Source organism: Lysinibacillus sp. HST-98 (assembly GCF_016757845.1).
GTDB classification, from domain to species: Bacteria; Bacillota; Bacilli; order Bacillales_A; family Planococcaceae; genus Lysinibacillus; species Lysinibacillus capsici.
In genome coordinates this window covers 34,540-61,133 of record NZ_JAENHX010000002.1, presented here as the reverse complement: position 1 = coordinate 61,133, position 26,594 = coordinate 34,540, and the positions used below count along the sequence as shown (strand labels likewise).

Annotated in this window: 24 protein-coding genes and 2 riboswitches; of the genes, 15 read left to right on the top strand and 9 right to left on the bottom strand. The window is 37.9% G+C overall.

The window, feature by feature from the left end; all coding sequences use genetic code 11:
* Window positions 1-99 precede the first annotated feature (99 nt).
* From JIN86_RS05800 to JIN86_RS05790, 3 genes are all read left to right on the top strand, one after another.
* Window positions 100-708: a CAP domain-containing protein gene (locus tag JIN86_RS05800; RefSeq protein ID WP_202341454.1), complete on the top strand. Its 609-nt coding sequence runs from the start codon at window positions 100-102 to the stop codon at window positions 706-708.
* Window positions 709-1,011: 303 nt separating this feature from the next.
* Entirely contained in the window at window positions 1,012-1,986 is a 975-nt protein-coding gene (locus JIN86_RS05795; RefSeq protein WP_009374106.1) for a VanW family protein, read from the top strand.
* 98 nt (window positions 1,987-2,084) lie between these two features.
* On the top strand, window positions 2,085-2,909 hold the full coding sequence (locus JIN86_RS05790) for a methyl-accepting chemotaxis protein (RefSeq protein ID WP_009374105.1): 825 nt from the start codon (window positions 2,085-2,087) through the stop codon (window positions 2,907-2,909).
* A 46-nt stretch (window positions 2,910-2,955) separates the two neighbouring features.
* Here JIN86_RS05790 and JIN86_RS05785 read toward each other — a convergent pair whose 3' ends face one another.
* From JIN86_RS05785 to JIN86_RS05775, 3 genes are all read right to left on the bottom strand, one after another.
* Window positions 2,956-3,573, bottom strand: coding sequence for an HAD-IA family hydrolase (locus JIN86_RS05785; RefSeq protein ID WP_004232771.1), 618 nt, complete (start codon window positions 3,571-3,573; stop codon window positions 2,956-2,958).
* A 241-nt stretch (window positions 3,574-3,814) separates the two neighbouring features.
* A complete protein-coding gene (locus JIN86_RS05780; protein ID WP_004232773.1) occupies window positions 3,815-4,591 on the bottom strand; it encodes a YibE/F family protein in 777 nt (258 codons plus the stop codon).
* On the bottom strand, window positions 4,588-5,712 hold the full coding sequence (locus tag JIN86_RS05775) for a YibE/F family protein (RefSeq protein WP_202341453.1): 1,125 nt from the start codon (window positions 5,710-5,712) through the stop codon (window positions 4,588-4,590). Before JIN86_RS05775 ends, JIN86_RS05780 begins: the two co-directional genes overlap by 4 nt.
* Window positions 5,713-5,932: 220 nt before the next feature.
* Window positions 5,933-6,058, top strand: a riboswitch (FMN riboswitch).
* Window positions 6,059-6,174: 116 nt separating this feature from the next.
* Window positions 6,175-6,300, top strand: a riboswitch (FMN riboswitch).
* Between the two features lie 206 nt (window positions 6,301-6,506).
* Here JIN86_RS05775 and ribE point away from each other — a divergent pair.
* The 7 genes from ribE (at window position 6,507) to JIN86_RS05740 (ending at window position 12,996) form a co-directional block, all read left to right on the top strand.
* Window positions 6,507-7,145 (top strand): riboflavin synthase, encoded by a 639-nt coding sequence (gene ribE / locus JIN86_RS05770; protein WP_004232779.1) that lies wholly within the window; start codon window positions 6,507-6,509, stop codon window positions 7,143-7,145.
* A gap of 24 nt (window positions 7,146-7,169) precedes the next feature.
* The gene (gene ribB / locus JIN86_RS05765) at window positions 7,170-7,799 is read left to right on the top strand and encodes a 3,4-dihydroxy-2-butanone-4-phosphate synthase (protein ID WP_004232780.1); all 630 of its coding nucleotides are present in this window, start codon (window positions 7,170-7,172) and stop codon (window positions 7,797-7,799) included.
* Window positions 7,800-7,814: 15 nt separating this feature from the next.
* A complete protein-coding gene (gene ribH / locus JIN86_RS05760; RefSeq protein WP_004232781.1) occupies window positions 7,815-8,297 on the top strand; it encodes a 6,7-dimethyl-8-ribityllumazine synthase in 483 nt (160 codons plus the stop codon).
* 138 nt (window positions 8,298-8,435) lie between these two features.
* Window positions 8,436-9,881, top strand: coding sequence for a spore germination protein (locus tag JIN86_RS05755; RefSeq protein ID WP_004232782.1), 1,446 nt, complete (start codon window positions 8,436-8,438; stop codon window positions 9,879-9,881).
* A 302-nt stretch (window positions 9,882-10,183) separates the two neighbouring features.
* Window positions 10,184-11,491 carry an ATP-binding protein gene (locus JIN86_RS05750; RefSeq protein WP_004232783.1) on the top strand — a complete coding sequence of 436 codons (1,308 nt, stop codon included), beginning with the start codon at window positions 10,184-10,186 and terminating at the stop codon, window positions 11,489-11,491.
* A 97-nt stretch (window positions 11,492-11,588) separates the two neighbouring features.
* Window positions 11,589-12,137 carry a histidine phosphatase family protein gene (locus tag JIN86_RS05745; protein ID WP_202341452.1) on the top strand — a complete coding sequence of 183 codons (549 nt, stop codon included), beginning with the start codon at window positions 11,589-11,591 and terminating at the stop codon, window positions 12,135-12,137.
* A 13-nt stretch (window positions 12,138-12,150) separates the two neighbouring features.
* Window positions 12,151-12,996 (top strand): GNAT family N-acetyltransferase, encoded by an 846-nt coding sequence (locus JIN86_RS05740; protein WP_202341451.1) that lies wholly within the window; start codon window positions 12,151-12,153, stop codon window positions 12,994-12,996.
* Window positions 12,997-13,115: 119 nt separating this feature from the next.
* Here the strand turns inward: JIN86_RS05740 and JIN86_RS05735 are convergent, their stop codons facing one another.
* Window positions 13,116-16,217, bottom strand: coding sequence for a copper amine oxidase N-terminal domain-containing protein (locus JIN86_RS05735; RefSeq protein WP_202341450.1), 3,102 nt, complete (start codon window positions 16,215-16,217; stop codon window positions 13,116-13,118).
* Window positions 16,218-16,632: 415 nt separating this feature from the next.
* Here JIN86_RS05735 and JIN86_RS05730 point away from each other — a divergent pair, with 415 nt between their 5' ends.
* From JIN86_RS05730 to JIN86_RS05715, 4 genes are all read left to right on the top strand, one after another.
* Window positions 16,633-16,857, top strand: coding sequence for a transcriptional regulator SplA domain-containing protein (locus JIN86_RS05730; protein WP_004232790.1), 225 nt, complete (start codon window positions 16,633-16,635; stop codon window positions 16,855-16,857).
* A gap of 12 nt (window positions 16,858-16,869) precedes the next feature.
* The gene (gene splB / locus JIN86_RS05725; RefSeq protein WP_036219626.1) at window positions 16,870-17,898 is read left to right on the top strand and encodes a spore photoproduct lyase; all 1,029 of its coding nucleotides are present in this window, start codon (window positions 16,870-16,872) and stop codon (window positions 17,896-17,898) included.
* A gap of 473 nt (window positions 17,899-18,371) precedes the next feature.
* On the top strand, window positions 18,372-19,307 hold the full coding sequence (locus JIN86_RS05720) for an arginine deiminase family protein (RefSeq protein WP_202341449.1): 936 nt from the start codon (window positions 18,372-18,374) through the stop codon (window positions 19,305-19,307).
* A gap of 16 nt (window positions 19,308-19,323) precedes the next feature.
* A complete protein-coding gene (locus JIN86_RS05715; protein ID WP_202341448.1) occupies window positions 19,324-20,637 on the top strand; it encodes an amino acid permease in 1,314 nt (437 codons plus the stop codon).
* Here the strand turns inward: JIN86_RS05715 and JIN86_RS05710 are convergent.
* Together JIN86_RS05710 and JIN86_RS05705 are read right to left on the bottom strand one after the other, a co-directional pair.
* Window positions 20,584-21,390, bottom strand: coding sequence for a YqcI/YcgG family protein (locus tag JIN86_RS05710; RefSeq protein WP_202341447.1), 807 nt, complete (start codon window positions 21,388-21,390; stop codon window positions 20,584-20,586). The genes JIN86_RS05715 and JIN86_RS05710 overlap by 54 nt on opposite strands.
* 414 nt (window positions 21,391-21,804) lie before the next feature.
* On the bottom strand, window positions 21,805-22,242 hold the full coding sequence (locus JIN86_RS05705; RefSeq protein WP_202341446.1) for a MarR family winged helix-turn-helix transcriptional regulator: 438 nt from the start codon (window positions 22,240-22,242) through the stop codon (window positions 21,805-21,807).
* 121 nt (window positions 22,243-22,363) lie between these two features.
* On the opposite strand from JIN86_RS05705, the gene JIN86_RS05700 reads away from it, so the two are divergent.
* Window positions 22,364-22,951: an NAD(P)H-dependent oxidoreductase gene (locus JIN86_RS05700; RefSeq protein ID WP_004232802.1), complete on the top strand. Its 588-nt coding sequence runs from the start codon at window positions 22,364-22,366 to the stop codon at window positions 22,949-22,951.
* A 24-nt stretch (window positions 22,952-22,975) separates the two neighbouring features.
* Here JIN86_RS05700 and JIN86_RS05695 read toward each other — a convergent pair whose 3' ends face one another.
* The 3 genes from JIN86_RS05695 to JIN86_RS05685 are packed head-to-tail and all read right to left on the bottom strand — an operon-like array spanning window position 22,976 to window position 26,495.
* Window positions 22,976-24,049 (bottom strand): sensor histidine kinase, encoded by a 1,074-nt coding sequence (locus tag JIN86_RS05695; RefSeq protein WP_202341445.1) that lies wholly within the window; start codon window positions 24,047-24,049, stop codon window positions 22,976-22,978.
* Window positions 24,046-24,723, bottom strand: a complete 678-nt coding sequence (locus JIN86_RS05690; RefSeq protein WP_004232806.1) for a response regulator transcription factor — start codon at window positions 24,721-24,723, stop codon at window positions 24,046-24,048. Before JIN86_RS05690 ends, JIN86_RS05695 begins: the two co-directional genes overlap by 4 nt.
* Before the next feature lie 14 nt (window positions 24,724-24,737).
* Complete coding sequence (locus tag JIN86_RS05685; protein WP_004232813.1) at window positions 24,738-26,495, bottom strand: ABC transporter ATP-binding protein; 1,758 nt, start codon at window positions 26,493-26,495, stop codon at window positions 24,738-24,740.
* Window positions 26,496-26,594: the final 99 nt, after the last annotated feature.

Sequence of the window (26,594 nt, the reverse complement as noted above, 5' to 3'; positions counted from 1 at the left end):
TTGTCATACAATTGTAAAAATCCTTCCAAATATTTTGTGATGATTATGGCTCAGAAACTATTTAGGATAATGGTAGAGCAATTAGGAAGGGTGATTAACATGTTTAAAAAATTAAAAAAAGCAACACTAGCTTCAGTAGTAGCAACTTCATTATTAATGCCAGTTGCGGCAATGGCCGCCGAATCCTATACGGTGACATCTGGTGATACTCTATGGAAAATAGCATTAAAAACAGAAACGGGTGTACAGGAATTAATCGATGCCAACCCACAACTTGCCAACCAAAATCAAATTTCTCCGGGACAAAAAATTAACGTCCCTGTAAAAGAACAGGCAACAGTTGAACAAGAGGTTGTTAAACTTGTCAATGCAGAACGGGCAAAAGCAGGTCTACCAGCATTGCAAGAAGATTGGGAGCTATCAAGGGTAGCTAAATATAAGTCGCAAGATATGCACGATAAAAATTACTTTGACCACACAAGTCCAACGTATGGTACACCTTTTACTATGATGAAAAACTTCGGTATTACGTATAAATCTGCTGGTGAAAATATCGCGAAGGGCCAACGTTCCGCACAGGAAGTTGTAACGGCCTGGATGAACAGTGAAGGACACCGTGCCAATATCCTTAATAAAAGCTACACACATATTGGTGTAGGCTATGTACGGGAAGGTAATTACTGGACACAAATGTTTATTCAAAAATAAAAAAGAAAGAGTATCTATTGGCTTTTGGGATAGCTAGTAGATGCTCTTTTTCGCGTTAAATTCTAAAGTATACCGGATTGGAAGCGTATATTACTTTTTAAATTCTCCTAAATCGAGCAGTAAAAACAACTTTACAGGTTGATGCTCATCTTTTGAAACATCAAATTGGAGATATGTCAGGCGTAAGGATAATGTAGCGTGTTTTTGCTGTCTTGACAAATAAAAATAACCAAAAAACAACACACTATTAGCAATAGACGAATAAGATGTCTCTGTAGTATGAAGATAGAGGTGGTGTTATGGTTGAAAAAGAAGTGGTTAACTACATGCTGCGTTATCTGTATGATAGGTCTAGTAGGTTGTGAAAAAGAAGCAGTCCATCATAACAAGCTAGAACAAGAAATTCAACAACGTGAGGAAGTACAGCAACCTGTTACATATGAACAAATGATTGATCCTATTGTAGAGGTTGTTGATCCAACTACGAGTAAGGTACTTAAAACAATATCTCCAAAGGAATTTGGCTTCGATACGGATCCACAGGCCTATCAAAAACATCTAGAACAATTAGCAAGGGAATGGGCGAGAGGAACGGACACATCAAATGGCTATGATCAGCGTATGCTGCTTGATCGATTGGATGAAAACGGGCAAGTCATTAAGGGGAAGCCGCAAATTATTTTAAAGGAAAGTGAGCTAGTGGAGCGTATTATCGAAGCTTCTGCGACTGGTGGTCAGGTAGAAATGCCGCTCTATATAACAGAAAGTGGCTATTATCTTGAGGATCTTCCTTTATTAGAGGAAGTGGTTGTTGCATCTTATACAACTTATTTCAATCGTGCTGATTTAGGAAGAAATAAAAATATTGAGCTGTCTGCCAGAGCCATTCATAATGTGATTGTAGGCAGTGGCGATTATTTTTCTTTTAATACAATTGTAGGCCCCAGAGATGAGGCAAATGGCTATCAACCCGCACCTGAAATTATTAATAAGAAGGTGGTCATGGGAATTGGCGGTGGAATCTGTCAAACTTCTTCAACCTTGTTTAATGCAGTAGACCAAATTCCTATCAAATATGTTGAGCGCCATCATCATTCGTTAGATGTAGGATATGTCCCAAAAGGAAGAGATGCTACGGTATCTTATGATACGTTAGATTTTAGGTTTCAAAACTCAAATGATGTACCATTTTTAATTAAGGCAAGCTATGGAGCGAATTCTCTAACAATTGAAATTCGAACGGCAGAAAAATATGTAGAATTATTGAAAAAATCATAATCTTGTAATGAGACACCACTAGACGTTGGTGTCTTTTTTCGGATCGCATGATATAGTTAAATTGATACAGTTCAGAAAATTTTAGGGAGGAAATGACAATGCATCCTAAACTACAAGCAACTATTGATTCGATTGATTTATACCAAGCAACTTACCCAGAGGATGCTTGTGTCATCGTGGCAGATACGGAAAGAGTGCTTGCCTACAAACCAGGAAAAAAGGTTGACTTAAAAGTTGGGGTTGGTGATCCAGTACATAAATATCGAGGTACAGCAACAGAAATAGCGTTAAGTTCAGGGGAATTTGTAAAAGAGGAGCGTGGTGCAGAAGGTTTTGGTATGGCCTATATTGCCTCTGCCCAGCCTATTTTTGAAGGAGGACGTGTTATTGGCGTAGTAAGTGCCATTATTTCCAATGAAAAAATGGATAGTATGCGCCTACTGGCAACCGAGCTTTCAAGTGCTGTAGAAGAAATGACAGCTACAAATGAAGGATTAGCCACTGCCAGTAAGGATGTATCCAATCGTTTGGAAGAGTTGTCTAATTTCTCAGAATCGATGACAGGCGATATAGAACAAATTAATGTGATTGTCCATTTAGTAAAAGATTTAGCTATGAAATCGAGAATTCTTGGTCTAAACGCATCCATAGAAGCGGCACGTTCAGGTGAGCATGGGCGTGGCTTTGCGGTGGTCGCTTCTGAAATACAAAAAATGTCTCAGAGTAGTACAGAAAGTGCTGATAGCATAACTGTGCAACTAGAAAACATTAAACAATCCATCGATCAGGTCAATGCATCATCGAATCAAATTGCTGCGTTTACACAGCAGTTTGCTGCGAGTATGCATGAATTAACAGATGCCTACAAAGGGGTTAATAGTACAGCAGAAAAGCTTATGCAAATTAGTGACATCAAAGGATAGTTATATAAAAAGGATAATAGACAAGTGCTATTATCCTTTTTCATGATTAAATGATCTCTAAAATTTCCTGTGGTGTTGTGACACTGTATTCAGGTTCTTCATTTTGCACGACCTCTTTGGCATCATAGCCCCATTCCACCCAAATAATTGGTACTCCGGCTTTCTTACACGCAACAATATCCCTTTGCTCGTCACCAATGTATACGACGTCAGATGAGTCAACATTCGCTTCCTTTAAAAACTTTTTCATTACTTTGTCCTTACCAAAAATGCGGTTGGAGCAAAGTACATCTGCTACACAATGAATACCATTCATTTTAAGAAATTCTAAAATATTCTCTTTAGAGTTTGAGGAAATAATCAGGATTTTATAGCCTCTTTTATTAATCTCTATTAATACTTCCTTCATTCCCTCGAACAGATGAACATCATTTAATGATTGGCGATATAATTTATAAAATTGCGGTAAAATCATAGGCAACTTATACATTGGAAAGTCGAATAACTTACTGCGTTCTGAAATTGATAATTTTTTTAATGTATCAATTTCCTTCAATTCAATGCCTTTAAATTTATATTTTTGGGCTAAAGTATTCCATGCTGATGCAAACACAGCAGTAGAATCTGCCAGCGTCCCATCAAAATCAAAGATAATATGCTTCATTGCAAACTTTCTCCTTTTTCATCTCGTTGTATTGACGTTCTATGCTAAAAAATGTTACATGGAATTGGCGATCTAGTAATCTTGAAATAACCACCATTTTGAGCGTACGTAAACATCTTATGGTAAATATTATCAGAAAATGAGGCGATTGCAATGGAAATGCTACAACAAAAAGAGGTGTCTCAAAAGTCCATTGAGACACCTCGGCATTATTTTGTTTTATGATAGGTGCTGGTAATTTTTATAAAAGTTTTTCTGCTTTTTCGCGTGTACGAATTAAATAATAGGCATTGATGCAGGAGGCAATCGGAATAATCAGTGCAATGCCGATACCTGCACAAAAAATGGTTGTCATTTCTGCACTAAAAACTTTGGAGTTAACAATTTCTCCAATCGAATAGGAGAGGTCCTTGAACCAGATTAACAAGCTTAAATAGCCACCAAAGAAAGCAAAAAATAACGTATTGGTATCGGTTCCTAATATATCTCTTCCTATACTTAAGCCAGCTGCAAATAGGTTTTTTCTACTAATCGAAGGATTACGATAAAAAATCTCATGCATGGAGGTAGCGATAGAAATAGCTACATCCATAATGGCACCTATCGTACTCATAATGATGACTGATGCACCAATCTGCACAAAATTAACACCAATGTAGAGAGAAAAGATGCTGATTTCTTCAGTTGATTCTTCGCCAAACCCTTGGATCATCGACTTTTCCGTTACAAAGGTAATAAAGAGTAGTAACACAACTATCGTCACCATCGTCGAGATAAAGGCTGTAATGGTTTTACTATTTGTTTTATTGATATAGAAAAGGCTAATACAGCTAATGATCGTACAGGCAATAAACGTCAAGATGATAGGGCTATTTTTAGGGTTTGTCATTAAAAAAATGGTGACAAAGAGTACACCAAAGTTTAGGAATAAAGAAAGAAATGAGCGTATCCCCTGTCTACCGCCGACTAGAACCATTAACACGCACAATATAACTGCTAATAAGACGACAACATTCATTCTCGAACCCTCTTTCGATTAATGAAAAATATAGCGGTATACAGACTAATAGGAATCGTAAGGACAACACCAATACCCCCTGCTAAGGCACGGGCTAATTCTAAAGAAAGATTTAAGGACAATGTAAGCCCTAATGTGGAAGAATTTTTTAAATAGAGAATAATCATAGGTATGGAGCCGCAAAGGTAGGCAAAGAATAAAATACTTGTAATAGTACCCATGATATCTTTACCGATTTCATGTCCCGAAGATTTAAGTGCTTTGACAGGGATCGTAGGATCTTGCTCGTATAAAGCAAAAATCGAGGAAGCCATTGTAATAGAAACATCCATTACTGCCCCGAGTGAGCCAATAAATAAACCTGCCATAAAGACGGTACGATAGGGACGCGTTAAAAATTGCATTTCTTCATAACGAAGACCATTTTCACCTGTCAACCACATTACAATAGAGCTTATGATAAGCGCTAGAATAGTGCCTAAAAGTGTGGACACGATGGCTACATATGTTTTTGTATTTAATCCACTAATAAGTAGTAGCGAGATAATTGTAAATAGCACCGCACAAATGCCGCTGACTACTAATAGGCTTACGCCCCCATGCTTCACATAAAGATCTAATGCGAATGATAAAATCACAGCATTGACCACCAGGCTAATGATAGAAAATAAGCCTTGTCTTTTACCTATAATAAGTAGGGCAAAAATAAAAATCCATGCAATCATTACCATGGTTTGATCACGTTTTAAATCGACAATGGTTCCTGTTAAAACTGATTGTGCTGTGCGACCATCTAGCGTGACAAAGATTTCATTGCCTACATGGTATTCTTGATCAAAAGCACCAGACGAAGAATAGTCATTCGTCAAATGAATGGATTGCCCCTTATGCTGACCATTTTTGATAATGGCCATAATTTCCTGTGTAAATAAAAAATCCCTATTTTCATACATGTCTGTCATTGGTTCTGATTTTGTTACATCCACTTGCGTTATTTTCGCTATCGGTCGATCATAAAATTGTTCATTATGATGTACGAAAACAATCGAAACCCCACAACAGAATGCTAATAGGGCATAGAAAATAGCTTGTTTAAAAGGTATATTTTTTAAAAATGTCAAGTAAATGACCTCCAAACGGCTACACTGAATAGTCACTTGTAAAGGAACGTTTTTTTGATTAAGAAGTTCCATTAACAGGTTAAATGTCATCATTTTAATAACATCTTTTACATTTTTTAAGTCTCGTCAGAGCTGTTTAAAATTTATGCTTCCAAAAAAATTTAAAAAGAAGGATGGATAATATAATAAAATAGTGTTATCGTAAGACTAGCTAAATAAAAATATTCTTCGGGGTAGGGTGAAATTCCCGATCGGCGGTGATGAAGCAATTCAAAGTCCGTGAGCGCAAGCTGATTTGGTGCAAATCCAAAACCGACAGTTACAGTCTGGATGGGAGAAGGGTAAAAATGCGAACTTTTTAAATTGATTCTAATTTAGAAGGTTTATTTGACTATGCATTTATTACAAAACTTCCCAATCACCTTGTGGGAAGTTTTTTTATTTAGCTACAATCGAATAGAAGATGTTCTTCGGGGTAGGGTGAAATTCCCAATCGGCGGTGATGAAGCAATTCAAAGTCCGTGAGCGCAAGCTGATTTGGTGCAAATCCAAAACCGACAGTGATAGTCTGGATGGGAGAAGAACGAATGAGATAACAGTCTATGAAAAAATTGTTTTCAAATAGGCTTATTTGTTGATGTCTTATACTCCCAAAACCCCTTTGATGTAAAGGGGTTTTTATTTTTATATTGTTAACGAGAGAAGGGAGAAGGATAAGGATAAGGCACAAAAAAAGGTGGATCAACTTTAAAAGTAAAGAATAGAAGTGCTAATAAAGTAGAGTAGGTGATGGAATGTTTACTGGACTTGTAGAGGATATTGGTATCATAAAAGCCGTGCAAAGCGATCGGAACAGTATGAAAATTACGATTCAATCAGCCAAGATAACGGAGGATGTCAAGCTTGGTGACAGTATAGCGGTCAATGGAGTTTGTTTAACGGTGACCCATTTCACACAACAGCAGCTTACGATGGATGTTATGCCTGAAACAGTCAAAGCAACAAATTTACAGCAGCTGGCAATAGGTGATTCTGTTAATTTGGAGCGGGCCATGCCTGCTAATGGACGATTTGGAGGTCATTTTGTTGCTGGTCATGTTGATGGAGTCGGCAAAATTTTGCGAAAACGTCCAGTGGCAAACGCCGTTTATATTGATATCGAAATGTCTGAGGAACTAACCAACTTTTGTATTCCAAAGGGTTCCATAACAATTGATGGCACAAGCTTAACCCTTTTTCATGTTGAAGCCAATAGTGTCACGATTTCGCTCATTCCTCATACTTACAAAGAAACCGTTTTAGGTTTGAAGAGGGTTGGAGCAATCGTTAATATTGAAACCGATTTAGTCGGAAAATACATTATAGGGCAATTAAAAAAAGGGCAAACAACGCCAGCTATTACAAGAGATTATTTAGCACAACATGGTTTTTAAATCATAGAATAGGAGTTGATCATCATGCTACATTCAATTGAAGAAGCCATAGAGGATTTAAGGCACGGCAATATGATTGTGGTGGTTGATGATGAGGATCGAGAAAATGAAGGAGATCTTCTGGCACTCGCTGAATTCATCACACCAGCAACAATCAACTTTATGGCAACCAATGGTAGAGGTTTAATTTGTACGCCGATTTCGCAGCAGCTTGCACAAAAGCTAGATTTATATCCAATGGTTCAGCACAATACGGATAACCATCAAACCGCATTTACGATAAGCATCGACCATGTAGAAACAACGACAGGGATTAGCGCCTTTGAGCGTGCGCTAACGATACAAAGGATGATAGAAAAGCAAGCTAAGCCGACTGATTTTCGTCGACCAGGCCATATTTTTCCGTTGATTGCGAAAGAGCAAGGAGTGCTGCAACGGAGAGGGCACACAGAGGCGACGATTGATCTAGCGAAGCTTTGTGATAGTGTACCAGCAGGTGTTATTTGCGAAATTATGGGGGATGATGGGCACATGCTTCGGTTTGAAGAACTGACAAAGTTCGCTGCACATCATGGCTTAAAAATGATATCGATAGAAGCATTGGTTGCATATCGTAAACAATTATCCACTAATAAATCTAAAATTTCTATGTAAAAAGGAGAAAAAACAATGGGTCAAACATTTGAAGCACAATTAATTGGAACGGATTTGAAAATTGCAGTAGTAGTGGGTCGTTTTAATGAGTTCATTACTAGCAAATTATTGGATGGGGCAATGGATGGTTTAACTCGTCATGGGGTTGATCCTGCATTTATTGATGTTGCATGGGTACCAGGGGCTTTTGAAGTTCCTTTTATGGCAAAACAACTGGCAGAAACAAAGAAATATGATGCCATTATTGGTTTAGGTACTGTTATTCGTGGCTCTACAACACACTATGACTATGTTTGTAATGAATCTGCAAAAGGCATTGCCAATGTGTCATTGTCAACGAATGTACCTGTTATTTTTGGAATTGTTACTACCGAAAATATTGAACAGGCAATTGAACGTGCAGGAACGAAATCTGGTAATAAAGGCTATGATGCGGCAATGTCTGCAATTGAGATGGCAAATCTAAAGAAAATGATTGGTTCAGGACAATTTGAATAGTCGTCACAACATTTGTTTCTTTGAATATTTTGAACAACCATGGGAAAAATATGCTTAAGTGTATTTATTGAATGTGATTGTTTTCATAAATGTACTAATCTTGAGCTGGCTCAGTAGGAGATGAGAAGTATTTCATCAATGGAACAAATTAATTTGAAAATGTTGAAATCACTATTTCAACGCTCTGCTGATGTGATTTTCCAACAATATAATTTTCAGCAATATACAGTACATTTGATAACTTGTGATGCAATGGTCAATGAGCAAATTCTTCAAACTGTGGTTGTTCAACGTGTTCAATCTTTGTTAAGCAATGTCACTGAGGACATGCTAGAGGAAGAAATCGAACAGCATTTACACATTCCCTATTTACAAAAGATTTTATCGAAAGAGGATGCGGTAACTAGGGTCTATAAAGGACATGTCTTATTGTATTTTGAAGAAAATCAATTACTTTATTCTAGTGATATTTCAAAAAGACCCAATCGAGAGCCCGGGGAAACAACATTAGAACTAGTAGTAAAGGGACCTAGAGATGACTTTATTGAAGACGTTTTTATTAATATTGCTTTATTAAGAAAACGATTACCCACTAATTCTTTTAGTGTAGAGACATTAGAAATTGGCAAGCGTTCTAAAACAACCGTAGCCATATTATATATGGAAGACATCGTAAATTTAGATATGCTGGAACAAATTCGACTTCAATTACAAAAAATTGATACGGATATTGTTATCAATGGCGACTTATTAATGGAAACAGTTGAAAAGACAGCGACCATTCTTCCAAGACATGATTATACAGGTAGACCTGATTTTGCTATGCAGGCGTTAATTAGAGGAAGAATACTCTTAATGATTGATGGTGTGTCCTATGCCATGATTACACCTACGAATATTATGTTACTCTTTAAATCAGCAGAGGATAATGAGTACCCAATCATTGTTAGCTCGATGGAACGATTACTCAGAATTGTCGGAATATTAATAAGTATGCTGCTGCCAGGTTTTTGGCTTGCATTGACGACTTATCATCAAGAACAGCTTCCATTTCTACTACTTGCAACAGTTGTCGAATCGAGAACGGGATTGCCTTTCCCAACTATTCTAGAAATTTTAATGATGCTATTTATGTTTGAATTGTTTCGTGAAGCCAACTTACGTCTTCCAAGTGCAGTCAGTGGCTCAGTTAGTGTGGTAGGGGGGCTAATTATTGGAGATGCTGCTATTAAAGCAGGTGTTACAAGCCCCTCAATGATTGTTGTAATTGCCATTTCTAGTATCGCTGCATTTACATTGGTCAATCAATCCTTTGTGACGGCTATGAGTATTTTTCGATTAATCATTATTATGGCTTCGGCGTTTTTTGGTTTATTTGGTTTTTTTATATCCGTGTTTTTCATTCTTTTATACACTGCAAATATGAGAGTCTTGGGAGTGCCATATATTAACTTTAGTGCCGATTTCGAAAAGGAGGATGTTGCTAGGTCATTACTACGGCCTTCTCCAAAGGGCTACAGTAAACGGCCAGCCTTTTTAAAGCCCCAGGATCGAACACGTACTTCAGGAAAAAAAAATAAGTAATTTTATTAAAGATCAGGTATAGTGGATACCTGATCTTTTTGTTAGTCTTTTAATTTTCCATTTAAATTAGGAAATGAGACATAAAAGATTATTGCTTACCTTTTTAGTTTACTTTCTTGTCAGGGATTATTAAACTATTTGTTACAGTGTGTAATTTTGGGTATGAATAAAATAAAAATTGATTTTGTGTTTTAATTTATGTAGGATATACAAGCAATGTTTGCTTTACAAACAAAAAAATAGAGTTAATTATAATATAATAATATTCTAGAATATTTATAGATGAGGAAGTACCGTTTTTTATGAAAAATAGAAAAATAAAACTAATATTAATTCTATCAACGATTTTATTATGTTTGTTTACAAGTTTAAACGTCTTTACATCCTATGTAAAAATAAAAAAGACCGTTGAAGAGTCGATTGCCAATCAAAGTTTAGAGGCAGCCCATTCTATTGCTGCATCCATTGATACGGATGCCTATCAGCAATTTTTAAATAATCCACAGGAAAATGATTATTATTGGAAAGTAAGAAATTATTTAAACGATGCTAGGATCAAATTAGGTGCACTATTTGTTTACACTTTAAAGGTGGATAATCCTGAAGTATCTATAGCCATGATTACAGGCATGCCAAAAGAAATGAAAGAGGGCTTCGGTATTGGCGTGGTTTGTACTGTTCCTGCAAAGCATGTAGAAAAGGCCTATAATGGTGAAACCTATGTTACAGAGGTAATTCATGATTCTAAACATGGGTCTTATTTATCTGTTGGTGCACCCATCAAAGATGATAATGGAACAATTATCGGGTATTTAGGCATTGACATTAGTGCAGATACGCTAAATGGTATTAAGGGTAAAGTCATTGAAGACAACCTATTTAATTTTATTTTTAATGGTGTACTTATTTTAATTGTCATCGGTTCTTTTTTATTTTTACAAAGATGGTATCAAAAAGAGGTGGCGAAGGAAGTTGGCGCTACAGAAGACACGTATCTAGCAGAAATCAAAACATTGATTACTTCGGTGTCGTCCCTACGTCATGATTTTACAAACCATATTCAAGTGTTACATGGTTTATTACAATTAGAAAAAACAGATCAGGCGAAACAATATTTATCCTCACTATCGAAAGAAGTGCAAGCGATTAAGTCATTAAAATTAAATATTGATCATCCAGGTTTGTCCATTTTATTGCAAACGAAGAAATTAACGGCTCAAAATCATCATATTGATATGGATTTTACGATTTCTCAAAATGACTTTAATAGGATTAAAACGACAGATTTAATCAAGATTCTATCCAATTTAATTGATAATGCGATTGATGCTGCTGTTGACTTACCTGAGGAACAACGTAAAATTAAGATTTGCTGTACTGCAGATGAATCACAGTATGAATTTAAAATTACCAATACAGGGCCAAATATTGCGAATCCTGATCAAATATTTAAACAAGGATTTTCAACGAAAAAACATGAGAATGGTAGACTAAGAGGACAAGGCTTATTTATTGTCAAAGAAATTGTTACTAAATATAATGGTCATATTTCAATTGATTCATCAAAACATTCAGAAACGACTGCTATTGTCAGAATTCCAATAAAATAACAAAAAAAGCTTCCTACAAAAAGTTGTGGGGAGTTTTTTCTATGTATAGCACATACATTACAAAGTAGAAAGTGATATGATGAAGGAGATGAAGAAAATGGAAAAGGGTCTCCTAGCGTTATTGAGAAGGGGTGGGCTCACTTTATATGCAAGACATGGGACAGCAACTATTGGTGTAGATCAAGCATATGGTACATTTCAAAGTTGTCAAAATCAACGGAATTTATCAGATCAAGGTCGTAGGGAGGCAATTTATTATGGTCAAATGCTACGCTATTGGCAAATTCCCATCCTTTCCACCATCACTACCAGTCCTTTTTGTCGGACCATTGAAACAGCACGTTTGGCATTTCCAAACAGCAATATCCAAATTGACCCCTTCTTGTTTGAAATCTTTATGCTAGGTGGCAGTCTTCCTACAGTAGTGCAAAGCAGTATATTAACGTTTTCTAAAACAATGCTGGAAATCATCCCACCCGAGGGCATAAACAACATAATTATTGGTCATAGCTTTCCAAGAGATGTGGGGCTGGGTATCATTTCGAATATGGGGACGGTTGTCATAAAGCCTAAAGGTCAAGGACAAGGTTATGAGATTGTGAGAAAACTAACCTTAGAAAATTTAGCAGCATTAGATTCCATTTGAAAAGAGGGAGAGTATGAAGATTAAAACAGTTGCACAATGCACATTAGATGAAGTATTGAAAGCATGGAACAAAGGCTTTGAAGGTTATTTTATTGAAATTAATATGACAGCAGAAATGTTTTTACAGCGACTAGTGGGGGAGGGGTTATCTCCTGAGCATTCTATCGTTGTTTTTGATCAAGAGGAACCAATTGCCATTGTGATGAATGGCTTTCGTACCATCGACGGCCAAAAAACAGCTTGGAATGGGGGGACTGGTATTTCTCCAGCGTATCGTGGTAAGGGAGTCTCGCGCCTACTAATGGAGGAAACCCTAGCTATCTATAAGCGAGAAAATGTTGAATTGGGCACGTTAGAAGCGATTAAGGAAAATCAAGTAGCCATTGCTTTGTATAAAAAATATGGCTATGTGGTTGCCAATCAATTATTATTTTTAAGTGGCGAGTATGAAGCGAAGGCGATACCTACAGTAGCCCTTCAAATAGAGGCCATTCGCCCAGAGCAGCTAGCACATCGATCTTTCTATCAGGAAAATGTTCCATGGCAGTGTAGCTGGCAGAGCGTAAAGCAGGGAGAAGCAAGGGTGTTTTATAATGATAGCAATGAACCACTGGGCTATATGCTATACAAAACCTTGTGGAATGAATGTGGTGAGGTGGAACGTATTCTACTTTACCAATTGGTAATACTAGAAGATAGTAATGTAGATTTACTCCCGCAGTTTTTAGCAAGTATTACAACAGATAAAGTCCATTTGACGACAGTGAATTTCTTAGCGAGCAATCCAGCAACGAGCTATTTATTGAAGCAAGGATTAAAGGTGACAACAGAGCAGGTACAGATGACAAAGGAACTATAGGAAGTTGTCGTTCAGTATACGAGCCATAAAAAGTAATCCATTATTACAAAACAAGAAAGTACTCCCTATGGTGATGTATACGCCATAGGGAGTACCTGCTATAAAAAATAATGGACCAATTAATTAATTTGAGGGTCTTGGGACGCCTCATTATTGATATTATCAGGAGATTTCTGGAGTTGCACGGAATTATTGGATATGTTTGATAGCGAATAAGTTCCTTTCGCCAAAATCAGAACCTTAGCAACATATTCTGTAGATGAATCAAGTTGATTACCAAATGCATCTAAAGGTGTGCTTAGCGCTTGGCTAACGTTGGGAAGGCTATTCGGAAAAATTCTAGTACTATGTGTACTTTTAATAGCATCCTCCAATTTGAAACTATCTGCTTTATCCTTAGGTAACATAAACACTCTATACTCCGTTACGCTTTGACTATTTTTGACATCAAAGCTAATGTTTATATCGTTATATTTATATCCCTTATTCAAAATACTAAGTGTCACTTTCTCCACTGATCCAGAGGCTGAAAGGTCTTCCAAAGCAATGTAGGAAGATGGGTAGGATAAGCTATACATTTCCTTAGAATTTCCACTACCTACAGACAATATATATACGCGATATTCTTCGCCATTCGTTATAAGTCTACCGTCTGTATCTTTACTAGTAGCTCCCAATTTCATACTATACTGGCCTTTACCCCAACCTGTATAATTAGTTGCTCTAATAGCCGTGTTCAGATCAAAGTCATTTGCCTTTGATGCGGGTACAACTAGAATACGGTAACTATCTATATTTGATTCATCAGAAGGTTTTGTAAACGATATCTGTAGATCTCGACCATCTCCAGAATCACCAACATCGCTTACATTAATATTGCTTACTGCCTGAACAGCTTTGCTTTTACTAATTGTAATCACAGATGAAGGAGAGGATAGTGCATAGGCATTTGAAGAGTTACCATTTGCAACAGTCAGTACATAGACGCGATAGCTAGTTCCTTCTGTAATAAAATTACCTCGTACATCCCTAATCCCATCCAATGTTCTATTTGCTACTAAATTTCCACCTTTGCCTTCTGTGATGTAATAAGAGCTACTATTGGCTTGTGAAAGATTAAAGCTACTGTAATATGCAGTTGGTACCATTAGAATCCGATAATGATTAACATTCGATTCATCCGTAGGCTTCGTGAATGTTACTTGCACATCACGGCCATCCCCTTTATCATCTATATCTGCAACATTTAGATTAGTTACAGCTTGCACAGTGAAGTTTTTAGTTAGTGTAATCGTAGATGTTGCGGCAGTTAGCGCATTGTTTCCTATGGTATTTCCATTGGCAACCGTCAATACATAGATACGGTAGTTCGTACCTTCTTTAATAGAATTTCCGCGTACATCCCGAGTATTTTCAGATAACGCTTGCTCATATGTGGATTTCCCAGTTTTGTTAATAGTCGTGTAATTGCTGCTGGATACGCTATTAGCATCCGTCAGACTAAAACTATTGTAATTTGCTGTTGGTACCACCATAATTCGATAGTGATTAATAGGTGTCTCATCAACAGCTTTATTGAATGACACAAAGAGGTCGCGACCGGTACCATAATCGCTCACATCGCTGGCAATAATATTCGACACTGCACCCACATTGTTGCTAAGCAGCGAAATCGTATTGGAGGCTGAAGATAGCACATTATTTGCAGAGTTGTTATTTACTGCCATAATAAATACACGATAGCTAACGCCATTTTGAATGGTATAACCGTCAGTATCTTTTGCCCCTGCAGAGAGTACCTGAGTAATATTGTTGCCTGTTTTGTTCACTTGTGTGTAATAAGTGTTAGATAAACTGTTGGCTTTTGTCAATGTAAAGTTCGTATAGTTGTTAGCTCTTACAACAAAAATTCGGTAAGAGTTAACATTAGATTCATCAGACACTTTGTTGAAGCTAACTCTCAAATCGCGTCCATCACCAAAATCATTAACATCATCAACTTGTGTAATAGTCGGAGTAGATACAGTAAGCGTTACTGATAATGAAGCAGGCGAGAGTTTATTCATGCCCGAATTCGTATTACTTACAGACATAACGAACGCTGTGTAGGATTCGTTATGCTTTATAAAGTCACCTGAAGTATCTCGTGTTGAGGAGGACAGAGTTGCTATCAACGTACTGTCGTTGCTTCCTGATTTTTCCACTGTTGTATAATAATTGCTGGATAAATTATTCGCAGTGGTAAGACTAAAATTGTTAGCATCCTTGGTCTTTACTATAAACACACGGTAATTGGAAGTATTGCTATCATTTTGTGGACGAGTAAAGCTAACTGAGACATCACGTCCATCGCCAAAATCGTTAATATCGCTAATCTTCACATTTGTTACCGCAGTAACAGTAGACATGTTTGTTAGTGTAATCTTCGGAGAAGAAGTTGATAATACGCTAGAATAAGAACCTTTGCCAATGGCAAGTATATAAACCACATAAGACTGATCATTTTTTATGTAGTCTCCGTCCACATCTCGTGAGCTTTGCGATAAAGTTACGGCACGATTCGAATTTGAAGTCGATACCACCGAATAATTGGAAGAGGAGACTTTCAGAGCTGATGAAACATTAAAACTTTTAGAAGCCTTCACAACCATAACCCGATAATGATCTACGTATGATTCTGTAGACGATTTAGTGAAGTTAACCTCAAGATCACGCCCATCTCCCTGATCATTCACATCTCGAACTGACACATTGCTCACTGGAGCAATACTATTATTACTTGGAGTGTCTTTGTCAGTTTTAATAGATACTTGCTGCTTTTCCGAGTTCCAATCAACATCCTGACCAAGTGCTTCACTGACGAAGCGAACTGGCACCATTGTTCTACCTTTTAATACCTGTGCTGGTACATCAAGCGTTACGGTCTGGTTATTAATAGTAGCTGTCTTTGATTTAATCTTGAGAACTACCGTTGTATCACCTTTTATCCCTGTGACTGTTTGAGTCTTTTGGTCCCAGTTTACGCTTGCATTCAATGCTTCAAAGATCGCTCTAAGTGGCAACATAACACGTCCTTGAATCATCGCTGGTGGCTGATCGGTTTTTAATTGAACCCCATCCACATTAATTGTAATGGCTTTTGCCGCTTGTGCGGTTGCCGGCTGCAATAATAACGGTACAATAAGTATCGCAGTAAAAAGTAAAGTCCATATTTTTTTCATAAATTCCACCCTTCTGCATGCCATTTGATTGACTTAGCATGACACCTAATTTAACGTATGAGCAGCATAAAAGTTTCACCCTTTTGCCTTTTGAGGGAAATTTAACCACACGCAGTATGGATACTTTTTCTGGCTTTCTTTCCTTATAACTGGACTGAAAAGAGTTAGGGGATTTTGAGTGGATATCGTCGCACTATTCGACGCAGGAGAGTTGAATAAAGCAGGTTAAATTGAAGGACGTTACAATGCTTAGGTAGTGGCAATTTTCTTGCTCATAATTGTTTATACCATCACTAGCTTGCTATTTTATTAAAAAATAACCGAAAATGTATTGTATTTTACCAACTAAATTTTTTATGACATATTTTTTGTACACTTTCACCAAACTAATGGAAAGGCAGAGGAAGGTGAAGAGATGCAACAACCATTTGATGTGGGTGATATTGTTTATATTTTTTACCGCAATCCACATATTCAAGATGTAACGAATATACAGGAAGCGGCAGTCGTTTATCATCCAGAAAAACCAGAGGAGCTAGCTCTATTTTTATTTGAAACATATTATCCAATCACAAATGACATGGTAATTTTTGCAAGCGAGATGGCGGCTGAACAGGCCTATCACCAGTATTTTCATTAAGGGAGGACTCACATGATGAAGCCATTTACCCCTCAGCTTGTTTATTTTGAGCCAGATGCCCTCCAGTATCCATTAGGTCAGGAGCTAAAAGAGAAGTTTGAGCAGATGGGAATTGAAATTCGCTATACAACTTCCCATAATCAAGTGAGAAACCTTCCTGGAGACAATGATTTTCAAAAGTATCGGGTAGCAAAATCGACCTTAGTAGTGGGTATTCGAAAAACATTAAAGTTTGATACATCTAAGCCCTCAGCGGAATATGCCATCCCATTTGCGACTGGCTGTATGGGACATTGTCATTATTGCTATTTACAAACAACTATGGGTAGCAAACCTTATATTCGGACGTATGTCAATGTCGATGAAATCCTAGAACAGGCCGACCACTATATGGCAGAACGAGCACCTGACATCACTCGCTTTGAGGCATCCTGTACTTCTGACATTGTAGGGATTGATCATCTTACACATACCTTAAAGCGAGCCATTGAGCATTTTGGACAAAGTGAGCTAGGTCAGTTACGATTTGTAACAAAATTCCATCATGTGGATCATTTATTAGATGCCAAGCATAATGGTCGTACAAGGTTTCGTTTTAGTGTCAATGCTGATTATGTGATTAAGCACTTTGAGCCAGGTACATCACCATTGGAAAAGCGCATTGAGGCAGCGGGGAAAGTGGCAAGAGCTGGATACCCACTCGGATTTATTGTTGCGCCAATCTATCTTCATGATGGCTGGCAGGAGGGCTATTATCGTATGTTTGAGCGATTGGATGCTGAATTGCCAAAGGATGTGCGCGATGACATCACCTTTGAATTTATTCAACATCGCTTTACAAAACCTGCAAAACGAGTGATTGAAAAAAATTATCCAATGACAAAGCTAGAGCTCGACGAGACGGTAAGACGATATAAATGGGGTAAATACGGCATTGGTAAATATATCTATCAAAAAGAGGAAGAGGAAGATATAAAAGAGCATTTGTATGGTTATATGCAGAAATTTTTCCCTCAAGCAAAATTAGAATATTTTACATGACAATTAGAGAGAGAACGGCTTGTTTTCTCTCTAAATTAATTATGTGATATATCGATGGTCTTTTAAATCGTTTGGTAAATGGAGAAGACATAAATATTGCCGTGTCTCTGATTCATTGTAATCAATCACTAAATGATCGAGTCCATCTCTTGTATAGAAAAATTGCGGTAACGGCGTACTGTTGACTTTAAGGTAACAATTAGTACGTGAAAAACCACCTAGTAACTGTAAATCCGTAATGGCTAGTCCTTTTAACAGTATTCTTTAAGCCCTTGCCTAATTTCATCAAACTACCAGGAAGTCCCCATCCTCCCTTCTATCTTTTTTACAGTAATAGACCACCAAACCAGGTCAAACGATTGTTTAATACCTACATTTAATTGGGGAAATTTTCTTGATTATGGTCCTTGTATAATCTGAAAGTCAATGGTAACGCTAACAGAGATTGTTGTGAAGAAGGAGAGAATACTTGAATGGATTCATTTCAACTAAATTGTTGGTCAGAACATGGAGAACTGAAAGTGGTGATGCTTTGTGCACCTTCCGTCGTAGATGTAACGGATTTAACAATAGCAGAGCAGGTTGGTTGGAGTGATGCAGTCAACCATCAGAAGGCAATGGATAATTTCATGGCATTCAAGACAACATTCGAAAACGCAGGGGTACATGTACTTGATTATGCAAGGGAACTAGCTCATGATCAGCAGCTATTAAGTGAACAGCTGCTTAATCGTTATTTTGTGCGTGACCTAGCCTGTGTCATTGGGAATCGACTTTTACTTGGAAATGCTGGAAGCTCACTTAGAAAACCAGAGTACCCTCTTGCACATTCACTATTAGAAAAATGGTTTCCACAACAATGGAAAACTAATTTGCAACCGCTTCATTCCTTCGAATGCGGAGATTTGTTAATTTTAAATAAAGATGCTGTGCTTATTAATCTTGGAATGAGAACATCGATAGAAGCTATCGAAAGCTTAAAGGAAAGCATTTTTCAGGAGGGGTTTTCTGAAATTGCCGTAATTGATTTACCGAAAAGCAATGATACGCTGCATTTAGATATGAATTGTAATGTTGTAAACGCGAATCTGGTTGTTGCTAAAAGCTTTGTACGCCATTATCCTGTTCAGGTATTAACAGTTCAAAGCAATCGTTTTGATATGGTAGAGTCATTTTTAAAGCGTCATGGTTTGGATGTTTACTGGCTTGACTCGTATAAGACCATTCCAGACATCAACTTTATTAACCTGAATCCAGAAACAATCATAATAAGTAAGCAGGCAAAGCCACAACAATTATTGGCGCATCCACTACTGAAGAATAAAAACTTGCTTGAAGTTGATGTCACTGAGCTTGAAAAAGGCGGTGGTGGCATTCGATGTATGACATTGCCATTGGTAAGAACGTAACGAAGGGTTGAGAACAATGACTTCAAAATCAGCTAAAGGAAGTATGGCCTGGTGGCAGCTTTCGCTTCTTGGTATAGGTTGTACTTTAGGAACGGGTTTTTTTCTTGGGACAAGTATGGCCATTCATAAAAGTGGGCCTGCGGTATTAATTCCTTTTTTATTAGCAGCCATTTGTACGTATATCGTGTATGATGCACTTGTTAAAATGTCTGTGGAAAACCCAGATAAAGGCTCATTTCGTACCTATGCCAAGCAAGCCTTTGGACGCTGGGCAGGATTTAGCAATGGCTGGGTGTACTTAATTTCTGAGCTATTAATCATGGGAAGCCAGCTGATGGCGCTCGGCATTTTTACGAAATTTTGGTTTCCGGCGCTGCCCCTGTGGGTTGCTGCCTCGATTTATGCTGCTATTGGTTTAGTAGTTATTCTCACAGGCATGAAGGGCTTTGAAAATTTCCAAAATATCTTCGGTGCCTTAAAGGCAGCTGCCATCGTTATGTTCATTATTGTAGCAGTGGTCATCATCATGAGAGGTACACCATCTACTACAATGGCTTCACTTCAGGCTAATTATGAAGCATTTTTTTCACAAGGACTAAAAGGTATTTGGCTCGGATTACTTTATGCCTTTTATGCCTACGGAGGAATTGAAGTGATGGGTTTAATGGTCATCGATTTGAAAAATCCAAAAGAGGCGCCAAAAGCGGGGAGAATTATGCTGATCGTGATTACCGTTATTTTCATCATGGCCATCGCCCTTGCATTAGCACTCGTTACGTGGAAAGACTTTTCGATCGATGAAAGTCCTTTTATTACAGCGCTTCAAGGATACCATATCCCTTATGTGGCAGATATATTTAATGGTGTGCTAATCATTGCTGGTTTTTCAACAATGGTGGCCTCGCTTTATGCGGTGGTCACCATTCTCACTACACTTGCAGAGGATCATGATGCACCGGCAGTACTTGCAAAGAAAGGAAAAATGAAAGTTCCTTTTCCAGCCCTTTTATTTTTAACGAGTGGACTAGTAATCACAATTGTAATTGGTTTTTTGATGCCAGAAAAAATCTTTGAATATTTGATTACAGCGGCGGGTTTAATGTTGATCTATAATTGGCTTTTTATTTTAGTGACCTACTGGAAGCTCATGGAGTTAACAAAGTGGGGGCATGTAAAGAATGGTATGGGGATGTTGCTCATTGCTGTGACGGTATCTGGAACTTTAGGTGAAAAAACAAGCAGACTCGGTTTTTACGTGAGCCTGCTCTTTATAGTCTTAATCAGTGTGGCGACCTGGATTGTTGTGAAAAGGCAAAAAAACATTACGTAATGAACCATTTGCCTGAGACATCCTTAAAAAAGGACATTTAGATGGACTATGGTTATCATCACTTAAGAAGTATTGTTTCCATTCATAACTATCTTCTTGCCCATACCATTTTAAATCTGGATGTCCTGGGACTGTGTCGTAGTCTGCAATCCGCTGACGAATGAGCTTTTTGATTTTTCGCCCAAAGGCTGTTGTGTCGTTTATATCATCGAAGATCCAACGTGGTTGAATGGCCATTAATAAAGTGGAAAAATGACGACTCTTCCGCAATTTATGAGCTGGTGTTGCACAAGAGATAAAATAGGGTTCACCATGAAAGCAAAACTCCCATTCATGGTGAGTAGGCTCCATTGGTATTCCCTCAGGCCAATTCATCTCATCCAAATTGGTTAAATTATTTAATATGGACCAAAATAACTGCTGATAATCTGCCACCTCAAAGCTATCTTGCATATCGTGAGGGGTATGAAAGAACACAGTAAGAGTTGTATACTTCCCGAAAGTTCGTGACGCTTTCGTATAGTCCTTTAAGCATTGTGCTAACATTTTAACCGATTGCTCTTCCCGTGGATCCCCGATAAAACTATAGCGCAAATGGTTTGATAAAAAGCCCATTCTTGCTGGTATACACGGAAACGTATTCGCTTCATCCGCAATCGTGGCAGCAAAATCTGTATAGGCCGACTGTTGCCATAATGGAAGTGTTTCAAACTGTTCTTCAATCCACTCCCGATCAAATACTACTACTTCCACTTGAGACTCCTCCTTCTACTCACCTTTATACTATTAAAGAAAAGACAAAGTGGTTACCAATCTGTGGTGCGTGACACTAAAGATTTTTAATGATTCAAGTCAAATTATGGCTAACCTTTTTGCGTGAAAAGAAAAATAATTCCATGAAGAAGAATGAGCAGTTTTTGGTTTAGAAGTGGTCACTTCGAGCAAGGAGATGAGCAATTTAAAAGAGAGAGCTACAAGCCAAGAAAAGAGCGGCTTTGAATAAGAAGCGAGCACTTTAAGAGCGGTAGCGGTTCAAAAGTGAGCACTCTAGCCAGAGAAAGAGCAGTTTTGAATAAAAAATGATCACTTCAAACCAAAGAAAGAGCAATTCAGTCAAAAAAAGATCTCGTCCCCTGCTACGCCAATAGTGATCAAAGAAGTATAGTCTTAGTCGTTTTGATGAAAAACCTTTTCCTCTAAAATGGTTAGAGCATGCTGGATGTCCTTTAGATCATCCTGTGTTGCGTGGTGAATAAGCTGTAAAAAGCGTTCTTCTATACAGGCAAACGCTTCCTCCATCATTTTTTCACCTTCTTTGGACAAACGGACATACTGTTTTCTACGATCGGCTGTGTCGCTAAATTTTTCGATTAGCTGCCGTTCCTGCAATTTCCGAAGTTCACGGCTAGTGTTGGGTAAGGACATATGCTGACATTCACTGATTTCGGTTGGTGTGACAGGTTGGCTTACTTTAATATATTCAAGAATTTTATAGTGTAGCGGTGTGAGATTCGCAGCGGTAACATTTTGTGTGAGATCATGTGTCACTTGATGGATTGTGGCTGTAAATGCTACAAACTGATGAAATAAAGCACTTTTATTCAATGGGATCACCTCTTACTGTCAAGATAACAAATAACTTGTCTTAAAACAATTATCATTTGACAACTAAAATGAAATGAACTATTATTTTGTTATCAAATGATAAGTAATAAGGAGGCACACAATGAAAACGTTAATTGTTTATACATATCCCAACCATAAAAGTTTAAATTATGCTTTTTTACAAGAAGTGATAAAGGGGTGTCGAGAAAATCCTGCCATTGAGGAGATTCAGATACTCGATTTATATGAAGAAGAGTTTGATCCACGCTTAATTTTCCATGAACATAAACGACGTCGTGATATGTATCGGGATCCGAAAATGGAAAAATACCGCCAACAGCTCTCTTGGGCTGATCAAATTGTATTTGTTTATCCAATCTGGTGGGGGAGACCGCCAGCCATGCTGTTAGGGTATATCGACCAATTATTTGCAGCAAATTTTGCTTATCGAGATACAAAGGGGTTATTTCCAGAGGGTCTTTTAAAAGGGAAGTCTGTAGTCTGTGTGTCCACGATGAAGGGGCCAACCAATTATCCATTTTTATGGTTGAACAATGCACATAAAATTTTAATGAAAAGGGCGTTGTTTAAGTTTGTTGGAATGAAAAAAGTGAAGTTTTTTGAGTTTGGTAATATGGAAAGTAAAAAGGGGAAGCAACAGCAAAAACTAAATAAAGTATATCGATACTTTAGCAAAGTAGCTTACTAGAAAAAATAACTCATGCAGACGGTGTTAGTCGTTTGCACGAGTTGGCGTACTGTTGATGGGGACAGTAATCAAAAATCTTGTATATTCTGCTTTTTTGCTTTCTACAGCAATGGTTCCATGATGCATCTCAATTATTTTTTTGACGATGGCTAGCCCTAATCCGCTACCGCCATTTCCAGCAGTTCGCGAGTGATCGGCCTTATAAAATCTTTCGAAAATATGCTTTTGTTGTTCTTCTGTTAAGCCAATACCAGTGTCTTGAACCATCACCATTATCGTGTGGAATTGCTTTTTCATAGATAATGTGATGGTTCCATTGGTAGGTGTAAACTTAATACTGTTTGTCAGCAAATTCATCCAGACTTGATTCATCAAATCCTCATCTGCAGTGATGCTCAGGTTATCAAGATCGAGATCAAAGTCAATCTGTTTGGCTAACCAATTCGGTTCCAGTGCCAACACTACATTACGTAATTGTTTATCGAGTCGATAAGTTATAGGTTCAAATGGATGATGCTGCGATTCTAAGGAAGTTAGCTTGAGCAAATTGTCGCTAATTTTTGATAAACGATTACTTTCTAATTCGATTATAGCTAAATAATGCTGACGTTTTTCTTCAGGTAGATTAATATTTTTCAGCGCCTTTGCAAAGCCATTAATAGACGTTAAAGGGGATTGAATCTCATGGGAGACGTTGGAAATGAACTCCTGACGCATTCTTTCCAGTTCACCTAACTCAACGGCCATATGATTAATACCATGAATCAATTGCCCAAATTGATCCTCCTCATCTGCTCTTAAATCCAGCTGAACATCAAAATCACCCTTTGCCATACGGCTTAATGCATCTACAATCGTGTCCCAATAGTTGCGTTGTCGATTTAGTCCGATGAAAAAGATAATGGCTGCTGAACAGGCAAAGAGTGCAAATACACCAATCACTGTTGCTAGTTGTAGCCAAAATCCCTGAGGCTCTACCCCTAACCGACCATATAGCCACGTAGTTACATGATAGGAAATAAAAGCGAAAACGGTGTTTGCTACAAGAAGCAGGCAAAAGACCATCACTAATCTTAACAAGAATCTTCGTTTTCTCATGTGCCTAGTTCCAGGCGGTAACCTAGACCACGAATGGTGCGAATGGCAATGCCGCTCGCCTCCTGTGGAAAGCGTTCTCGTATTCTTTTGATATGGACATCAACTGTTCGTTCATCTCCCTCATAGTCGTAGCCCCAGATTTCTTCGATTAATTGTTCACGGGAAAAGGTTTTGCCAACATAGCTTGCAAGTGTAAATAATAGCTCGAACTCCTTCAGACGAAGTAGAATCATCTCGCCGTTCATTTCCACTTCATGTGTATGGCGATTTAATTTGACATGACCAGCCTCTACAACTTGAGAAAGGGAGATACGATATCTTTTTAAAATAGACTTAACACGTACGATTAGCTCGGCAGGCTCGAATGGCTTTACAAGGTAATCATCTGTCCCTAAATGAAAGCCCTTGATTTTTTGAGAGGTTTCTCCTTTAGCTGTTAGCATAAGGATTGGTAGATCTGTATTGAATGAACGTATTTCCTCGCATAATGCCCAGCCATCCATGTTGGGCATCATAATATCCATCACGACCATATCGATTTTCTCAGTGTCTAATTTAGACAATGCATCGACACCATCGATAGCCTCTATCACTTCTAAGCCCTCATTTTGCAGAAACACTTTTACCAATTCTCGAATATGTGCATCATCATCCACGACTAATAGTTTTGTCATCTCAACAAACCCCTTTATTCAACGTCTTTAATGCGTAATTGCTGCATGGCAAACTCACGATACATAGCATGTGTTTCAAAGAGTGTTTCGTGTGTACCACAGCCTGTAATATGCCCTTTCTCAATAAACAATATTTGATCGGCATCTACCACTGTCGATAAACGGTGCGCAATGACTAGTGTTGTGCGTCCTTGCATTAAGTTGTCTAATGCTTTTTGTACATAAATTTCTGATTTACTATCTAAGCTTGATGTTGCTTCATCCAGCATTAATATTTGCGGATTACGTAATAGCGCTCTTGCGATAGAGATACGCTGACGTTGTCCTCCTGAAAGCTTGATGCCTCGTTCTCCAACTTCAGTGTCAAACTTGTCTGGAAGTTCGTTAATAAATTGATCCGCATAGGCCATTTTAGCCACTTTTTCTAGCTCATCATCTTGCACTTCACGGTCAATACCATAGCAAATATTTTCTCGAATCGTTCCTGATAGCAGGGCACTTTCCTGCGCTACATAGCCGATTTGACTGCGCCAAGAGTGGAGTGAGAATGTTTCGATAGGTGTATCTCCTAGCATGATACTACCGTTTGTTGGCTGATAATATCGTTCGAGCAGAGAAAATGTAGTTGTTTTACCGCCACCACTTGGACCCACAATGGCTGTTACTTTGCCTGGCTCAATTGTGAAATTAATATCGGATAAAATGGGTTCCTCACCATAAGAAAAATCAACATTTTTAACATAAATGGGTTGATCTACTTTTTCTACAGTTAAGCCTTCTTCAATATGTTCTTCCTCGTATTCAAGTAATGCACTAATTCGTTCTGTAGCACCCATGGCTTTTTGGAGCTGGGTAAAGAACATCGTTAATTGCGTCATTGGCATAATGATTTGGATTAAATATAAAATAAATGCCACCATATCGCCAGCCGTCAGCTCTCCAGAGGAAACACGAACACCACCATAGCCAATAATAGCTACAAGCACGGACATCAGAACGAATGAAATCAGCGGGGAAATCAGTGCGTGGATTTTTGCTTCTTTTAAGCCGAATGTAAAGAGATTCGTAATGCCCTTTTTTCCACGCTCATATTCAATTTGCTCAGCATTTGAAGCCTTGACTAGGCGCGTTTCAGGTAATACTTGATTTAATACAGACGTAAATTTCGCTGTTTCATCTTGCATCCCTTTTGAAATCACAAACATGCGTCGCCCTAGCAGCATTAAGATCACCATAGCCAGTGGTACGGCAATCAGCATGACTAATGTCATTTTCCAATCTAAAAATAGAAGAATGATGATAGAACCTATTATGGAGATAACGCCAGATAAACAGTTTGCTAAATGCTCTGTTATCAGCTCTTTAACCACCCCTGTGTCATTCGTAACACGGCTCAATGTTTCGCCTGTATCATGTTCATCATAATAGGGGATTGGTAAATGCAACAGCTTTCGCCATAGCTGGTCGCGTAATTTCGCCACAACATGATGTCCAACTCGATTTAAATAATAGATGGATAATCCATTGGCAATAGCCTGTGCGATAAAGGCAATACCCAGTATAATGATTTGCCAATAATTAAGCGATTCTAACGAAAAGCCATCCACTAATTGTTTTGTAAATAATGGAACAATAAACCCTACACCTGTCGTTGCTAAACTCATCACTAAAGCGATGACAAGTAGCCAAATCGGTGGTTCGGCACGTTTTACTAATTGTATAAAACGGCGCCAATCTTTTTGTTTAGACATATCATTTGATGTTTCTTGCAAAGAAATAAGCCTCCTTCATTGTCTGAAAACAATGTATTTTGTTTCTATGGCTTTACTATAGCATGCGTTTATGAACTGAATATGAAATGAATGGTCATC

Bases quoted from the DNA above. Each gene is read 5' to 3' on its own strand.
- JIN86_RS05800 (WP_202341454.1), top strand. From the start codon at position 100: ATGTTTAAAAAATTAAAAAAAGCAACACTAGCTTCAGTAGTAGCAACT.
- JIN86_RS05755 (WP_004232782.1), top strand. From the start codon at position 8,436: ATGGAACAAATTAATTTGAAAATGTTGAAATCACTATTTCAACGCTCT.
- JIN86_RS05740 (WP_202341451.1), top strand. From the start codon at position 12,151: ATGAAGATTAAAACAGTTGCACAATGCACATTAGATGAAGTATTGAAA.
- splB (WP_036219626.1), top strand. From the start codon at position 16,870: ATGATGAAGCCATTTACCCCTCAGCTTGTTTATTTTGAGCCAGATGCC.
- ribE (WP_004232779.1), top strand. From the start codon at position 6,507: ATGTTTACTGGACTTGTAGAGGATATTGGTATCATAAAAGCCGTGCAA.
- JIN86_RS05730 (WP_004232790.1), top strand. From the start codon at position 16,633: ATGCAACAACCATTTGATGTGGGTGATATTGTTTATATTTTTTACCGC.
- JIN86_RS05695 (WP_202341445.1), bottom strand. From the start codon at position 24,049: ATGAGAAAACGAAGATTCTTGTTAAGATTAGTGATGGTCTTTTGCCTG.
- ribB (WP_004232780.1), top strand. From the start codon at position 7,170: ATGCTACATTCAATTGAAGAAGCCATAGAGGATTTAAGGCACGGCAAT.
- JIN86_RS05690 (WP_004232806.1), bottom strand. From the start codon at position 24,723: ATGACAAAACTATTAGTCGTGGATGATGATGCACATATTCGAGAATTG.
- JIN86_RS05720 (WP_202341449.1), top strand. From the start codon at position 18,372: ATGGATTCATTTCAACTAAATTGTTGGTCAGAACATGGAGAACTGAAA.
- JIN86_RS05750 (WP_004232783.1), top strand. From the start codon at position 10,184: ATGAAAAATAGAAAAATAAAACTAATATTAATTCTATCAACGATTTTA.
- JIN86_RS05700 (WP_004232802.1), top strand. From the start codon at position 22,364: ATGAAAACGTTAATTGTTTATACATATCCCAACCATAAAAGTTTAAAT.
- JIN86_RS05735 (WP_202341450.1), bottom strand. From the start codon at position 16,217: ATGAAAAAAATATGGACTTTACTTTTTACTGCGATACTTATTGTACCG.
- JIN86_RS05745 (WP_202341452.1), top strand. From the start codon at position 11,589: ATGGAAAAGGGTCTCCTAGCGTTATTGAGAAGGGGTGGGCTCACTTTA.
- JIN86_RS05780 (WP_004232773.1), bottom strand. From the start codon at position 4,591: ATGAATGTTGTCGTCTTATTAGCAGTTATATTGTGCGTGTTAATGGTT.
- JIN86_RS05790 (WP_009374105.1), top strand. From the start codon at position 2,085: ATGCATCCTAAACTACAAGCAACTATTGATTCGATTGATTTATACCAA.
- JIN86_RS05785 (WP_004232771.1), bottom strand. From the start codon at position 3,573: ATGAAGCATATTATCTTTGATTTTGATGGGACGCTGGCAGATTCTACT.
- ribH (WP_004232781.1), top strand. From the start codon at position 7,815: ATGGGTCAAACATTTGAAGCACAATTAATTGGAACGGATTTGAAAATT.
- JIN86_RS05715 (WP_202341448.1), top strand. From the start codon at position 19,324: ATGACTTCAAAATCAGCTAAAGGAAGTATGGCCTGGTGGCAGCTTTCG.